Annotated in this window: 13 protein-coding genes; 7 read left to right on the forward strand and 6 right to left on the reverse strand. The window is 71.9% G+C overall.

The window, feature by feature from the left end; genetic code table 11:
* Positions 1 to 21: 21 nt before the first annotated feature.
* Positions 22 to 921, reverse strand: coding sequence for a TatD family hydrolase (locus OG992_RS17025; RefSeq protein WP_238683607.1), 900 nt, complete (start codon positions 919 to 921; stop codon positions 22 to 24).
* A gap of 129 nt (positions 922 to 1,050) precedes the next feature.
* On the opposite strand from OG992_RS17025, the gene OG992_RS17030 reads away from it, so the two are divergent.
* Positions 1,051 to 2,298, forward strand: coding sequence for a hypothetical protein (locus tag OG992_RS17030; RefSeq protein ID WP_238683608.1), 1,248 nt, complete (start codon positions 1,051 to 1,053; stop codon positions 2,296 to 2,298).
* Positions 2,299 to 2,340: 42 nt separating this feature from the next.
* Here OG992_RS17030 and metG read toward each other — a convergent pair whose 3' ends face one another.
* Positions 2,341 to 4,143, reverse strand: coding sequence for a methionine--tRNA ligase (gene metG, locus OG992_RS17035; RefSeq protein ID WP_266303715.1), 1,803 nt, complete (start codon positions 4,141 to 4,143; stop codon positions 2,341 to 2,343).
* A 476-nt stretch (positions 4,144 to 4,619) separates the two neighbouring features.
* On the opposite strand from metG, the gene OG992_RS17040 reads away from it, so the two are divergent.
* The gene (locus OG992_RS17040; protein WP_266303716.1) at positions 4,620 to 5,354 is read left to right on the forward strand and encodes a hypothetical protein; all 735 of its coding nucleotides are present in this window, start codon (positions 4,620 to 4,622) and stop codon (positions 5,352 to 5,354) included.
* A gap of 31 nt (positions 5,355 to 5,385) precedes the next feature.
* Here OG992_RS17040 and rsmI read toward each other — a convergent pair whose 3' ends face one another.
* Positions 5,386 to 6,234 (reverse strand): 16S rRNA (cytidine(1402)-2'-O)-methyltransferase, encoded by an 849-nt coding sequence (gene rsmI, locus OG992_RS17045; protein WP_238683611.1) that lies wholly within the window; start codon positions 6,232 to 6,234, stop codon positions 5,386 to 5,388.
* 140 nt (positions 6,235 to 6,374) lie between these two features.
* Here rsmI and OG992_RS17050 point away from each other — a divergent pair, with 140 nt between their 5' ends.
* The 3 genes from OG992_RS17050 (at position 6,375) to OG992_RS17060 (ending at position 10,452) form a co-directional block, all read left to right on the forward strand.
* Positions 6,375 to 8,027: a dolichyl-phosphate-mannose--protein mannosyltransferase gene (locus tag OG992_RS17050; RefSeq protein WP_266305222.1), complete on the forward strand. Its 1,653-nt coding sequence runs from the start codon at positions 6,375 to 6,377 to the stop codon at positions 8,025 to 8,027.
* A 365-nt stretch (positions 8,028 to 8,392) separates the two neighbouring features.
* Positions 8,393 to 9,670 carry a VWA domain-containing protein gene (locus OG992_RS17055; protein ID WP_238683613.1) on the forward strand — a complete coding sequence of 426 codons (1,278 nt, stop codon included), beginning with the start codon at positions 8,393 to 8,395 and terminating at the stop codon, positions 9,668 to 9,670.
* Complete coding sequence (locus tag OG992_RS17060) at positions 9,670 to 10,452, forward strand: peptidase (RefSeq protein ID WP_238683614.1); 783 nt, start codon at positions 9,670 to 9,672, stop codon at positions 10,450 to 10,452. Before OG992_RS17055 ends, OG992_RS17060 begins: the two co-directional genes overlap by 1 nt.
* A 46-nt stretch (positions 10,453 to 10,498) precedes the next feature.
* Here the strand turns inward: OG992_RS17060 and OG992_RS17065 are convergent, their stop codons facing one another.
* Positions 10,499 to 10,768, reverse strand: a complete 270-nt coding sequence (locus OG992_RS17065) for a hypothetical protein (protein ID WP_203122828.1) — start codon at positions 10,766 to 10,768, stop codon at positions 10,499 to 10,501.
* A 198-nt stretch (positions 10,769 to 10,966) separates the two neighbouring features.
* Between OG992_RS17065 and OG992_RS17070 the strand changes: the two genes are divergently transcribed.
* The gene (locus OG992_RS17070) at positions 10,967 to 11,623 is read left to right on the forward strand and encodes a 4'-phosphopantetheinyl transferase (protein WP_266303717.1); all 657 of its coding nucleotides are present in this window, start codon (positions 10,967 to 10,969) and stop codon (positions 11,621 to 11,623) included.
* A gap of 203 nt (positions 11,624 to 11,826) precedes the next feature.
* Complete coding sequence (locus tag OG992_RS17075; RefSeq protein ID WP_238683616.1) at positions 11,827 to 12,597, forward strand: DUF4352 domain-containing protein; 771 nt, start codon at positions 11,827 to 11,829, stop codon at positions 12,595 to 12,597.
* Between the two features lie 64 nt (positions 12,598 to 12,661).
* Here OG992_RS17075 and OG992_RS17080 read toward each other — a convergent pair whose 3' ends face one another.
* Both OG992_RS17080 and OG992_RS17085 read right to left on the reverse strand, forming a co-directional pair.
* Entirely contained in the window at positions 12,662 to 13,681 is a 1,020-nt protein-coding gene (locus OG992_RS17080) for a hypothetical protein (RefSeq protein WP_238683617.1), read from the reverse strand.
* A gap of 120 nt (positions 13,682 to 13,801) precedes the next feature.
* The gene (locus OG992_RS17085; protein ID WP_238683618.1) at positions 13,802 to 14,887 is read right to left on the reverse strand and encodes a Gfo/Idh/MocA family protein; all 1,086 of its coding nucleotides are present in this window, start codon (positions 14,885 to 14,887) and stop codon (positions 13,802 to 13,804) included.
* Between the last annotated feature and the right edge of the window lie 13 nt (positions 14,888 to 14,900).

Consider the following 14,900-nt stretch of genomic DNA (forward strand, 5'->3'; position numbering starts at 1 on the left):
GTGCCGACCGTCGAGCCGGGCTCACCACGGGCCGAAGGCCCGGTCGCCGGTGGCGGAGATGGCCGCGCACAGCTCGTCCAGGTCACTGCCGGTGGTCGCGGCGAGCGCGCGGACGGTGAGCGGAATCAGGTACGACGCGTTCGGCCGGCCGCGGTACGGCATCGGGGTGAGGTACGGGGCGTCGGTCTCCACCAGCATCTGATCCGCCGGGGTGAGCGCGGCGGCCTCGCGCAGCGCCGTCGCGCTGCCGAAGGTGACGGTGCCGGCGAAGCTCAACAGGTAGCCGCGGCGGACGCACTCGCGGGCGAAGTCGGCGTCGCCGGAGAAGCAGTGCAGCACCACCCGGTCGGGAGCACCCTCGTCGTCGAGGATCCGCAGCACGTCGGCGTGCGCGTCGCGATCGTGGATGACCAGCGTCTTGCCGTACCGCTTGGCGATGGCGATGTGCGCCCGGAAACTCTGCTCCTGCGCGGCACGCCCCTCGTCCCCGGTCCGGAAGAAGTCCATTCCGGTCTCGCCGATCCCCCGGACCCGATCGCGGGCGGCGAGTGACTCGATCTCCCGCAACGCCTCGTCGAGGTCGCTGAGCCGGGGTGCCTCGTTGGGGTGCAGCGCCACGGTGGCCAGCACGGCCGGGTACCGGTCGGCGGTGTCCGCGCCCCACCGCGAGGAGGCGACGTCGACACCCACCTGGACCAGCCGGTCCACGCCGACCTTCGTTGCCAACGCGATGGCCACGGCAACTGGGTCGTCGGCCGGCCCGCCGCCGGGCACGCCGGCCTCGCTGACAGTGATGTCCAGGTGGGTGTGGCTGTCCAGCACCGCCCGGGGCAACGCCTCGGGGGCGGGCGGAAACTCTCCGGCCCGCCGGGCGGCACGCTCGCGACGGGATTCAGTGGGCTCGCTCATCAGCGACAGCATCACACACCGGGCCTGTCCATCTGCCCGCCACCCGACGTTCACCCGGGCTACGCCGTGCGACTCTACGGTCGCTCACGAGCGGACGCGACAGCGTGCGGACCTCATCCCACCGAGCAGCGAGGCGACGGCATGAGCGTCACCCCCCAGGCCGGTGGCAGCGCCGGCGAACGGACCGGACTGCACGTGGCGTTCGGCGGCGGTCTCTACCCGGCCGAGGAGATCGCCCGAGGCGCCGCGTACGAGTTGTTCAGCGCCGACGAGGTGGCCGGCTTCGAGTGGGCGCCCCGCCCGGGCAGCGCCCTGCCGTGGCACCGGTTCGTGCACGTCACCGAGGTGACAGCTGTGCACGGTGCCACCGAGCCGGCCGACGAGCCGGAGACGCCGCTACTGATCCCCGCTCACCGCGAGCGGGGTTGGGCGTACCTGCACCAGCTCAGCCAGCAGCCGGCGACGGCGGGCGACCCGATGCTGGTTGAGGCGCGCGCGTCGGCGGTGGTCCGGCGGGGCACCCGGATGATGAAGGTGCTCTCGGCCCAGCAGCTCGCCGGCTACGTACGGGGTTGGCTGCCGCACGGCTTCTGCTACCGCGAGCACGATGTGGCGCACCTGCGTACGCCGGCGACGACGACGGTGCTGCGTACCGATGGCGACGCTGGCCGGGACGGCCCGGACGTGGCGTACGCGCTGCGCTGGCGCGCGTCCGACCCGGGTGACTACGACGTGCCGGTGGGCCCGGCACACCGCGGCCTGACCGCGCTGGCCGCCCGGGACCGGCTCGGCGCCCCGGTGCTCGGCACCGGCTTCGTGCCCAGCAACGGTCAGCTCATCCCGGAGTTCATCACCAGGGACTTCGCCGACCTGCCGATGCCGGCGAACGCCGCCCTCATCGCGTACCCGGCGGAGGGGGTGGAGGTGGTGCTCTACACCTACCAGGCCGAACAGCGCGGGTGGCTGCGGATGGTGGGTCCGCAGTGGCGGCACCTGCTGGCCTCGGTGCCGGGCCTCTCCCCGGACCAGGAGTACGTGCCGAACGCAGACGCTCCCCGCTCCACCCAGCTGGTCGGCATGTACGGCGACAGCGAGTACGAGGCGGTCGCCGACCTACCCGGTGGGTTCCGGGTGCTGGCGATGACCCGGGCGGCCCGTTACCCGGTGGACGCGGTGGCTCGCCGGCTCCGGTTCGCCCAGTGGCGGGGGGTGCCGTGCCTGGTGCTGCGGGAGGAGGCCGGCTGGCTGCGGGTGCGCCTGCGCTACCCGAACCCGGACACGGTGGTCACGACCGGCGCGCAGTGTCAGGAACGCGGCGTCTACGAGGCCTGGGCGCCGGGCGCCGAGGTGACCGACGACCAGGTGATGGACACCCGGTACGCGATGTGACAGCGCGCGGCGGCGGGGCACCCGCCGCCGCGCGTCGCACGCTCAGTCGGCGAGCCGGGCCAGTTCCTCGTCGACGATCGACGGGTCGAGCTTGCGGAACACCGGCTTCGGCGCGGCCAGCGGGCGACCCGCCTCGATCGACACCGACTCCCAGCGCGCGCCGACTGTGTAGTCCCCGGTGAGCACCGGGTACGCCGGGCCGCCGTCCAGGTCGTCGACCTGCTCGATCACCGGCATCGGCGCGTGCACGCCGGTGCCCCCGAGCAGCTCGTGCACCTGTTGCGCGGAGTGCGGCAGGAACGGGGTGAGCAGCGTGTTGGCGTCGCTGATCACCTGAAGGGCGACGTGCAGGATGGTGCCCATCCGGGGCTTGTCCGCCTCGTCCTTGAGCTTCCATGGCGCCTGCTCGGAGAGGTACCTGTTGGCCTCGGCGACCACCTTCATGGCCTCGCCGATCGCCTGCTTCTGGCGGTGCCGGCCGATCAGGTCGCCGACAGTGGTGAACCCGGTCCGAGCGACGGCGAGCAGCGCCTCGTCGGCCTCGGTGAGCCCGGCCGGGTCGACCGGCGGGATCGCCCCGAAGTTCTTCGCGGCCATCGAGACGCACCGGTTGACCAGGTTGCCCCAACCGGCGACCAACTCGTCGTTGTTGCGGCGCAGGAACTCGGCCCAGGTGAAGTCGGTGTCGTTGCTCTCCGGGCCGGCGGCGGCGATGAAGTAGCGCAGCGCGTCGGCGTCGTAGCGCTCCAGGAAGTCGCGAACGTAGATGACCACCTTGCGGGACGAGGAGAACTTGCGCCCCTCCATGGTCAGGTACTCGCTCGAGACCACCTCGGTGGGCAGGTTGAGCCGACCCAGCTCGCCCGGCTCACCGTCGCGGGAGCCCTCGCCGGAGTAGCCGGAGAGCAGCGCCGGCCAGATCACCGAGTGGAAGACGATGTTGTCCTTGCCCATGAAGTAGTACGACTGGGCGTCCTTCCCCGCGCCGTCGGCGGACCAGTACTTCCGCCACGCGTCCGGGTCGCCGGAGCGACGGGCCCACTCGATCGAGGCGGACAGGTAGCCGATCACGGCGTCGAACCACACGTAGATCCGCTTGTCCGACCGGTCGCGCCAGCCGTCGAGCGGGATCGGCACGCCCCACTCCAGGTCACGGGTGATCGCCCGGGGCTGGAGGTCGTCGAGCAGGTTGCGGGAGAACCGCAGCACGTTGGGCCGCCACCCCTCGCGGGTGTCCAGCCACTGCCGCAGCACCTCGGCCAGGGCCGGCAGGTCCAGGAAGAAGTGCTCGGTCTCGACGAACTTCGGAGTTTCCCCGTTGATCCGCGACTTCGGGTTGATCAGGTCGATCGGGTCGAGCTGGTTGCCGCAGTTGTCGCACTGGTCACCGCGGGCGCTGTCGTACCCGCAGATCGGGCAGGTGCCCTCGATGTAGCGGTCGGGCAGGGTGCGCCCGGTGGACGGGGAGATCGCGCCCATGGTGGTCTTCGGCACGATGTAGCCGTTGCGGTACATCCCCTCGAACAGCTCCTGCACCACCGCGTAGTGGTTGCGGGTGATGGTGCGGGTGAACAGGTCGTACGAGAGGCCGAGGCCGTGCAGGTCCTCGACGATCACCCTGTTGTACCGGTCGGCCAGCTCGCGCGGGGTCACCCCGTCGGCGTCGGCCTGCACCTGGATCGGGGTGCCGTGCTCGTCGGTGCCGGAGACCATGAGCACGTCGTGGCCGGCCATGCGCATGTACCGGGCGAAGACGTCGGAGGGAACGCCGAAACCGGAGACGTGGCCGATGTGGCGGGGGCCGTTGGCGTACGGCCAGGCCACTGCCGCGAGAACGTGACTCATGAGCAGTGAGCCTAGTGACCCGTCCGGGGCGTTCGCGAACCAATGGGGGGTGCCCGACCGTCGGACCGGGCCGACCACCTCGCCCGTTGGTCCGATTTGTCGTCGACACGCGGCTCACCTGCCCGTTTCATCTCCTGGCGCGGTGTGCAATGAACGTCGTGACGGGCAGAGGAGCGGCGCGGGACCACGAGGACCGTCCCACCGGGTCGGCGGTCGGCGACGACCCGGGGCCCGAGCCCGCCGTGTCCCGGGTCGCCGGGGTCGCACCGCAACCTCGGTTCGTGCGCAGCGCCGACCCGGGGACACAGCGGCCCACGCCGGCAGGGAGGTCCGCCGCCCCGGCCCGCCCCGCGCCGGCGGCACCGTCACCCACACCGACTCGTCCGACCCCGGGGGCACCCGTACCCAGCCCGGTCCGTCCCGGCTCGTCAGGCTCGCCGACCGGCGCGGCACCGACCGGCGCGGAGCCTGTGGAGGTGGAGCCGACCACCGGCGCGCCGGTGGACGCGGTGCCGCGTCGGGTGCCGGTCCGAGAGCAGGGCCGCCGGCAGCGCGACCACGGGCCCGACGGCGACCCGCCGGACGACGACGGCGGCGCTTTCTGGGCGCCGATCGAGCAGGTGCACTGGGACGGCACCCCGGTCCGCAAGGACGCGGCACCGGCACGGCTCCGCGGCTTCCGGCTGGCGCGGCGCCGGGCACCCAGCCGCACACCCCCACCGCCGGATCCGTTGCCCGGGCTCGCCGCGCTGGTGGTGCTGAGCCTGGTCGCGGCCTTCTTCGCCTGGGTCAGCGCCGGCCCGTTCTGGCTCGCGGTCGGGCACGCCCGGACGGGCACCGTGGTGATCGACGACTGTTCCGGCGGCGGGCTCACCCTGCGGTGCCGGGGGATCTTCACTGCCGAGGACGGGCTGTTCATCGCCCATGGTGTCCGGGTCAGCGGCGTGCCCGTCGATCAGCGCACGGCCGGCACCGCGCTGCCGGCGCGGATGACCGGCCCGGACAGCGGCACCGCGTACGCGGACGTCGGCGTGGGCCGGCACCTGCGGTGGCTGCCCGGTCTGCTGGTGGTGCTGGCCTGCGCCGCCGGCATCGTCCGGTGGACCGGGTCGGCACGGCTGCCCGGTCGCCGGCACCGCCGGTGGGCAGTGGCCGCCGCCATCGCCGGCCCGACGCTGATCACCGTCGGCTTCCTGGCCGCCGCGTGGTGAACCCTCCGCCCGGCGGAGCGCACCACATCGGTCAGCTGTGCACGATCGTGTAGACGTCCCGGCGGCGCAGCGCGTACTCGGTGGCGACGTCGGTGATGGCGTCCCGGCGGGACCGGCCGGCGGCCTCCCGCTCGGCGACGGCGGCGCGCAGGGTGTCGTCGTCGGGGCGTTCGGCAGCGGTCACCGGAGCTCCGGCCACCACCAGGGTGATCTCGCCGCGCGGGTCCCCCTCGGTGGCCCACCGGGCCAGCTCGCCGAGGGGGCGGCGGAGCACCTCCTCGTAGGTCTTCGTGAGTTCGCGGCAGACTGCGGCCGGCCGGTCCGCCCCGAACGTGTCCGCCAGGTCGGTGAGCGTCGCCCCGATCCGGTGGGGGGCCTCGAAGAAGACAAGGGTGCGCTCCTCGGCGGCGAGGGCGCGCAGCCGGGATCGGCGGCCGCTGGGGGTACGGGGCAGGAAGCCCTCGAAGCAGAACCTGTCGCAGGGCAGCCCGGAGACGGCCAGCGCGGTGGTGACCGCGCTGGGCCCGGGGGCGACGGTGACCGGCGCCCCGACGTCCAACGTGGCACGGACCAGCCGGTAGCCGGGGTCGGAGACGCTGGGCATTCCGCCGTCGGTCACCAGCGCCACCACGTATCCGCCGAGGATGGCCTCGACCAGCTCGGGGGTGCGCCGCTCCTCGTTGCCCTCGAAGTAGGAGACGATTCGACCACCGACGGTGAGGTCGAGATCGCGGGCCAGCCGGGTGAGTCGGCGGGTGTCCTCGGCGGCGACCACGTCGGCGCTGATCAGCACCTCCCGGAGTCGGGCCGAGGCGTCGGCGGGGTTGCCGAGCGGAGCACCGAGCAGGATCAGGCGCCCAACTTCGGACATTTCACCCACGGATTCGTCTCCTTCATTGCAGGGAATACCGGTATCAGGGACGACGGACGCCACCGGGCACCCTGGCAGCCTACGATCGCCGGGTGACGAGTGCGTCGACAGCGCAGAGCCCGAGCGCCGATCCGGACAAGATGATCCAGATGACGGGCGAGCCCAGTGCCACCCAGGAGCCGACGGCGCCGAGTGCCGAGGGCGGCGGGGTGGCCGCTGTGGTCCGGCGACGGTTCGCCACCGTCGACACCCAGGTGGACCGCTTCTCCTGGCTGGCCACGGCAGTGGTGGTGGCCATCGCGGCGATCGTGCGCTTCGTGGGGCTGTCCAGCCCGAAGGGCAAGATCTTCGACGAGACGTACTACGCCAAGGACGCCTACGGGCTGATCTCGCGTGGCGTGGAGTGGAACTACAAGGACAACGCTCCGTCATACGTGGTGCACCCGCCGCTGGGCAAGTGGTTGATCGGCGTCGGCGAGTGGGCGTTCGGCTATCAGGACGCCGATTCCAAGGTCTCCGTCCCCGGGCACCTGATGACCACCGCACCGGAGTTCGGCTGGCGTTTCTCGGCGGCGGTCATCGGCACGCTGTCGGTGCTGCTGCTGGTCCGCATCGGTCGGCGGATGTTCCGCTCGACGGTGCTCGGCTGCGCGGCCGGCCTGCTGCTCGCCCTGGACGGCTTCCACCTGGTGCTGTCCCGGGCGGCCCTGCTCGACATCTTCCTGCTCTTCTTCGTGCTGGCGGCGTTCGGCGCGCTGGTGCTCGATCGGGACGCCCGCCGTCGGCGCTGGGCTCGGGCCCTGGACGACGGGCTCGATCCGAGCCAGCCGGGCCGGGCCGGCCGCCCGCCGACCGGTTGGCGCACCTGGCCGTGGTGGCGGCTGGCCGCCGGGGTGCTGATCGGCTGCGCCTGTGCGGTGAAGTGGAGCGCTCTGTACTTCGTGCCGGCCTTCGCGCTGCTGGTGCTCTTCTGGGAGGTCGGCGTCCGCCGCTCGGCGGGCGTCCGCCGGCCCTGGCGGGACACGCTCGTCGACGAGCTGCCCTGGCTGGTGCTCGCCGGCGTGCTCATGGTGGGCACCTACCTCGCCACCTGGTCGGGCTGGCTGCTCACCGACGACGGTTACTACCGGCTGGCGTCGTCCTACCCGGGCTCCCGGCTCAGCGACCGGCCGGTGATCGGTCCGCTGATCAACCTCTTCGAGTACCACCGCGCGGCGTACGGCTTCCACGCCCAGCTCGATGACGCGCACAAGTACCAGTCGTGGCCGTGGCAGTGGCTGCTGTTGGGTCGGCCGGTGGCGTTCCACTACGCGGGCGACGGCGTCTGCGGCGCGGCGAGCTGCGCCTCGGAGATTCTGCTGCTCGGCACCCCGCTGCTCTGGTGGTCGTTCCTGCCCGCTCTGGTGGCGCTGGTCTGGCTGGGTGTGGCCCGTCGGGACTGGCGGGCCGGCGCGATCCTGCTGACCGTGGCCGCCGGGCTGCTGCCGTGGTTCTGGTTCGCCCTCGACGGCCGGACGATGTTCTCGTTCTACGCCGCGCCGGCGGTGCCGTTCCTGGTGCTGGCCGTGGTGTACGTGCTGGGCGCGCTGATCGCGCCCGCCGGGGGTGACGTGGGTACGGTGGCGCCGCTGGTGCCCGGCGACCCGAGTTATGAGCGCCGACTGGTGGGCAGCATCGCGGCGGGGGCGTACGTGCTGCTGGTGGCGCTCTGCTTCGCGTACTTCTATCCGATCTTCGTGGGTCGGGTGATTCCCTACTCGGACTGGTTGTCCCGGATGTGGCTCGACGGTCGGTGGATATAAGCATCGACAGGCGACGCGCCGCACAGCGCGACGGAAGAAGGGCCCGCACGCCGAAGCGTGCGGGCCCTTCTTGACAAAGACGCGCGCCCCGATCGCCTGCCACGGGGGAAGCGGGCGATTGGGGCGCGCATGAAGAGCTTAACCACCCCGCACCACCGGCACAACGGGTCGACTTGGGTCAGATTTCCGACGGATGCTGGCCGAACCGACACCTTCCCTCGCACAGTTGACCGAGGGTGACCCGGCGTGGACCCTGAGCGCGGGCGCGGCCGGTCAGAGGCGATCCCCGGCGTGGCCGGAGTCGCCGGTTCCGCACGCCTCCACCCAAATGATCATCCAAAGTGGATCTCACTACACTGCGGGTCGTGATCAACTTCAGACGATCGACGGCGGTCCTTCTCGGACTGTTGGCGACCACCGCGCTGACCGGGCCGGCGCAGGCCGACGAGGAGCCGGCGCCCGAGCCGCCCCGGGTCGAGTTGGTGCTCGACGTCAGCGGGTCGATGCGCGCCGCCGACATCGACGGACGCTCCCGGATCTCGGTCGCCCAGCAGGCCTTCAACGAGGTGGTCGACGCGCTGCCCGAGGAGACACAACTCGGCATCCGGGTGCTCGGCGCGACCTACCGCGGCAAGGACAAGAAGGTCGGTTGCCAGGACACCCAGCAGATCGTGCCGGTCGGGCCGGTGGACCGGTCCGCCGCCAAGGCCGCGGTGGCGACACTTCGGCCGACCGGGTTCACTCCGGTCGGGCTGGCGCTGCGCTCCGCCGCGCAGGACCTGGGCACCGGGGCAACCACGAGACGGATCGTGCTGATCACCGACGGCGAGGACACGTGTGCTCCGCCGGACCCGTGCGAGGTGGCCCGGGAACTGGCCGCCCAGGGCACCAGGCTGGTCGTCGACACCCTCGGCCTGGCCCCCGACGAGAAGGTTCGCCGACAACTGCTCTGCATCGCCAGCGCGACCGGCGGGACCTACACCGCCGCGCAGAGCGCCGAGGAGCTGACCGACCGGATCAAACAGCTCGTCGAGCGGGCCGGGGACACGTACACCCGGGCCCCGACCGTGGTCGGCGGCACGAGCGCGTGCGACTCGGCGCCCCTGCTCGCCCCCGGCGTCTACGCCGACCGGGAGGCGTTCTCCGAGCATCGCTACTACCGGGTGCCGATCCGTCCCGGGCAGGAACTGCGGGCGTCGGTGAGCATGGCGTTGGACCGGGCCGTCAACCGGGACTACGGGGTGCTGTTGCGGGCCACCGCGGCCGACGGCCGGGAACTCGTTCGCGGCGCGGACGCCGGCAGCGGGCGGGCCGACGTGCTCTCCGCCGGGCTGCGCTGGTCGGCCACCGCCGACGACGAGGATGCCACCGAGACCGAGCAGAGCTCCGCGCCGGTCGTCGAACCCACCACCGTCTGCCTGGTGGTCAGCAACTCGTTCGCCCCGCGTCCCGGCACCGCGGCGACCCCGGGCATGCCCGTGGAGTTGACCATCGACGTGGTCGCCGCCGCACCCGCACCGGACGGACCGGACCTCGGCCGCGGCTGGGCGCTGCTCGCCCTGCTCACCATCGCCGGGCTGATCACCGGTCTGCTCGCCGGCCTGCTCACCCGCTGGTGGGTCGCCACCTGGAGGGAGAACTGATGCCTACCGCACTGTTCCGGTCGATGGCGGCGCTGCTCGCCGCCGGCGTCGCCGCTCTGCTTCCCGCTGCGGCCGTAGCCGCACCGACCCCCTCCCCGGGTGCCACGCCGGTGAACCGTGCCGGCACGTCGTTCCTCACCGCCACCCCGATCACCGCCGGACAACCGGTACGGGTGGACGCCTCGATCGGTGACCACCTCTACTGGTCGTTCCCCGCGACGGCCGGCCAGGTGCACGAGATCAACGCCACCGTCACCTTCCCGAAGGGACGCGGCGGCGCCTCCACCTGGACGGTGGACGTCTTCGACGGGCTGCGCCGACGCCAGGCGTGCACGGCGGGGGCTCAGACCCCGACCGTGGACGCGAAGGCGTCGAACGTGGTGCTGGGCTGCACGCTGCGCGAGGTGCGGCCGTGGGCGGAGCCCTGGTCGGCCGATCCGCTGCCCGGCACGTACGTCGTCCGGCTGTCCGTGATCGAGCTGCCGGAGGCGGATCTGGGTGCGCCGATCGACGTCGACCTGCTGGTCGGCACCATCGCCGACCGGGGCGCCTCGGCTGACGACGGCGAGTTGGCCGCCCCGCTGGTGCCGAACACCAAGGCCGGCACGGTGCTCAACGCCGTACCCCCGGTGGACGCGGAGGCCGACGACGAGAGCGGCTCGCTGGCGGACTGGTTGCCGGATCTCGGCTCGCGCTGGGTCTGGACCGGCATCGGCGGCGCGCTCGCCGCGGTGGCCGGCGTGTGCGGCTTCGCGGTGACCCGACGCCCTCGACGTCGCTGAAACGCCACCTCTGGTGGCCCCGCTCAGCGGCGGGGCCACCAGAGACTCAGCTACGTCGGGAGCCGCGCGGCAACCAGCCGATGAACCTATCCTGGAGCGACATCACCGGGGCCGCGCGCAGATCCTCGGTGGCGGCGGCGAGGCAGGAGCCCAGATAGACGCTGAGCATTGCGCGATCACCCCCGTACTCCGCCAGCAGCCGGGTGCGCTTCGTCGCGCACGGCCACTCGTCGCCGCAGGAGCCGCAGCTCCAGCAGGGGGTCTTCGGGGCGTGTTCGTCAGCCCGCACCCCCGGCCGTTCCAGGCCATCGGTCATCGCACGTCCTTCCAGATGTCCACGGGACTGGCGGCTGCCGTGCCGGCCAGCATTGATGGTGGTCCCCCCGGAGCCATCAGGGAGAGCGCTGCGCGTCCCTCCGGTGTTACATCTTTGCGGTACCTTCGACGGTCGTGGGAGTCGGAAATTTGACGGTTAACTCTGTGCGTCATTCCTACCGACCAGTAGGCCACCGAAATGCGTGACCTGCTTCCATCGACGGTCGCGGTCGCCGTCGCCGGGCCGGAGGACTGGACAGGCGAATTGCTCCCCGCTGAGCAGGCGTGTCTCGGCGAGCGGGCGGTGCAGACCCGTCGGCGGGACTTTGTCGCGGGAAGGACTTGCGCCCGCAGGGCGTTGCGCGACCTCGGCCTGCCGACGACCGCGGTGCCGGCCGCCAGCGACCGCGCGCCGGTCTGGCCGGCCGGGGTGGTCGGCAGCATCACCCACACCGCCGGCTACTGCGCCGCAGCGGCGGCGCACACCACCGACATCCGGTCCGTCGGGATGGATGCCGAGCAGCACCGCGAGGTCAATCCGGGAGTACGCCGACTCGTGCTGCTGCCGGAGGAGGAGGCCACCTGCGCACGGCTACCCGGCGGCACCCACTGGCCGGTCGTGCTGTTCAGTGCGAAGGAGACCGTCTACAAGGTGTGGCATCCGATCGTCCGCGGCTGGTTGGACTTCCACGACGCTCTCCTCGACATCGATCCGGATGCGGGCACGTTCACTGCCCGGATCGCACCGGCCCGCGTGGACGCGGCCGGGGTCGACAACCCCCCGACATCGATCAGCGGCCACTTCGTGATCGCCGACGGGTTGGTCCGCACCGCCGCTGTGCTTCCGGCGCGTTGACCTCGCCTGGTTACTCATAGCGATGAATGGAATACCGATCCACAGTGGCGTTCGGCGACCGACCAAACACCGTCCACGCTGGCCAGACTGGCTTCGCATCCTCGCGATGGGATGCCCTCCGGCGTGACCACTGGACGTTCCGCCACCCACGGTAACGTCGAAGAGTTCCCCGCACCGCACGTACCGAAGCGTCAAGGAGTACGGTGACCCACCCCCAGCCACGCGTCAGGCCGCACAATCCCCAACAGCCGAACCCGCAGCCGCCGGCCCGCTCCTTCGCGGCGACACCGCAGCCGCCGTTCTCGGGGCCTGCGTACCCGGCGGCCGGCGGGCACACGGACCATGGCGGCGGATATCGGGCACCCGGTGGGTCCGGCTACCCGATCATCGCACCACCACCGGCGCAGACGGACCGCGCCAAGAAGTCCGTCGTTGCCGTCGCGGTCTCCGCGGCCGTACTCACCCTGCTCACCTGCGCCGGCGGCATCGTGGCGGTCGTCATCGGCACCAAAGGCACCTCGACCACTGTGAGCGAGGCACAGGCCACCCCGCCGACCCCGCCGCCGGCGAACGGCGACACCCGCGACCTGTCGCCGGGCGACACCCTGGTCGTCAACAGCGAGGCCGGCACCGTCGAGATCACCGTGACGAAGTTCAGCAGCGCCACCAAACCCTGCAGGTCCCACGGACTGAAGCCCGGCGAGGGCATGTACGTGATCGCCGACGTGACTGTGGCTGTCACCAAGGGCACCGTGTCGACGAACCCGCTCTACTTCCAGTGGGTGGCCGCCGACGGCACCAAGACCACTGCGATCGGTGGAGCCTTCTCCGGCTGCGGCAAGCCGATGCCGGCCGTCGACGACCTGACCGCCGGCACCAGACGCACCGGCAGCGTGGTGTTCGACGTGCACGACACCTCGGGCGCGTTGGAGTACCAGGACCAGTTCCAGACCGCCGGTTCCTGGAAGCCGTGACGCGCTGACGCGACGTGGGGCCGACCCGTCCGGGCCGGCCCCACGCGGTGGGCGAGTCGGTGGGTCAGCAGCCCGTCCAACGCACCGGAGTCAACCGGTCGGCGAGGACGTTGCGGAACCCGACGATGGTGCCCGAGTTGGAGATGGAGCGCGCACCGACGACCACCCCTTCGCCGCCGCCCGGCAGAACCCGGGAGGTGGCGCCCCTGGCAACGCGGTCACCACCCACCACGGCGCCCTTGGCGTTGACACCGGTCAGTGCCGGCATTTCCTGGTCGAGCAGCGTGTGCGAGCCGTTCCGAAGGTCCCACCGCACCCTGCTCGACGAGGTGGCGCCGCCCAGCCATACCTGGCCGATCGCCCAGCGGCCCGCCGCCTCGCCGGCAGTGCTCCACTCGGCGCCCGGGAACGTGAGCGCGTCGATCCGGCCGTTCGGCCGGCGGACCCAGCTGTTCCAGTCTCCGAAGGGCCCGGCGCTGCCGACGATGGTCCCGTTGTCAGTGATCCCACCCGCCTGGGCGTCGACCGGGGCGTCGAGCACCTCCACAGTGCCCGGACGGGCAGCCGGCCAGCGCAGCGCGACAATTTCCCCGGAGACGATGTCGGAGCCGTGGCCGACGATGTCGCCGGCATCGTTGATGGCGCTGACATACGTGGCGGTGGACGGCAGCACCGGCAACTGCTCGAGCTTGCCGTCGCGGTACCTCCACGGCTGCCCGTAGCCGGTCTCCGCCGATCCGTTGCCGATCACGACGCCGTCGGCGTTGATGTCGACGGGGGTGGCCGAGGCCTCCGATTCCAGCTCGGTGACCCGCTGCCCGTCCCAGAACAGCAGCAGGTACTGGTTGTCGGTCCCACCGACCCGCAGCGCGGTCCCCGCGACGTAGCGACCCGTCGGGTCGACCGCGTTCGCGTCGGCGCGATAGGTGTCGGTCGGGTACGGCAGCGTACTGATCTTGCAGGTGCGGGGGGTCGCCCCGCCGGGCGCGGCGGTCGCCGTCGCGGAGACAGCGACGCCGAGAGAGGTAGCCAGCAGACCGGTCGCTGTGGCTGCGAGCATCCGGCGTCGAGTGCTTCGATTCATGCTTGCTCCCCGTGTGCGGCCCGGGTGCTCCCGGGCATTCGGTTGATACCCGGCTTCACAGGTGAGCTGGCTTCACGGTTGCGCACTGTCAGCCAAGAGACAGAAACGGATCCGGCGGACCTACCGTCCCCATGCCTCGGTGGCGGTGACGACCGGCCGGCCGGTGCGTACCGATTCGTCGACGGCGAGGCTGATCAGGTGGTCCTGGCAGGCTTCGGCAAGCGGATACGGAGCCGGGCCCTCCTCCCGCGCCCACGCCCCGGCGCGGGCGACGATGTCGGCGACCGCGATGTCGTCGTCGGACATCCCGCTGCCGACGAACGGATTGCGGTAGACCACGTCGCCGTCGAAGCTGATGTGCTTGAGGTCGAGCCCTTCCAGGTTGAGGTCGAGACCGGTCTGCCGCCGGGTCAGGAACGACTCCACCGGCGTGCTCGGGTCGACCAGGCGGACCACCCGGTCGTCCACCAGCTCACCGCGCGAGCCCCGGACCACCAACCGGCGGGTACGCAGCGGGTTCCACCACTGGTTGTCGGTGAAGTCGTACAACCCCATCCGCCCGCCGAAGTCGATGGTCGCGAGGGTGGTGGAGAGCTGCTGCGGGGTGTCGTCGCCGCTCCAGCCAGCCGGCGAGAGCGGGTCGGCCAGCGGCGCGACGAAGGCGCGCGCGCTCACCTCGGCGCTCTCGTGACCGACGCCGAGAAGACCCCGGATCAGTGAGACCGCGTGGTACAGGTGGGTCGAGGAGATCTGGACCGAGGTCGGCTCACCGAGCACCCCGGCGCGGACCAGCGCCAGCCGCGCCGCGTGCCCGGGCATCAGCAGGTACTGCTCGGCGACCTGCACCAGGCCGCTGCCTCCGACGTCCGCCCAGAGCGAGCGCAGACCCGCCAGGTCGGGGGCGGGCGGTGTCTCGGCGAGCACCGGTACGCCGGCCGCCACCAACTCCCGGGTCGCCTCTGGCGTCACCGGCCACGGCACCGACACGATGACGAAGTCCGGCCGCTCGTGGGCGAGCATCTCCGCCGTCGTGCGGAAGGTCGACACACCCCAGTCGGCAGTCACGGCGGCTCCCCGTGATTCGGTACGCGTCACCACCCCGGTCACCCGGAACCGCTCGGGGAGCAGCCGGGCCAGGCGAAGGAAGAACTCACCTCGCCAGCCACTGCCGATGATGCCGAACCGGGTCTGGGCCACCGAAGTCATCTTGGCTCCTCAC

The sequence above is a fragment of the Micromonospora sp. NBC_00362 genome (genome assembly GCF_026342155.1).
Classification (GTDB): domain Bacteria; phylum Actinomycetota; class Actinomycetes; order Mycobacteriales; family Micromonosporaceae; genus Micromonospora; species Micromonospora hortensis.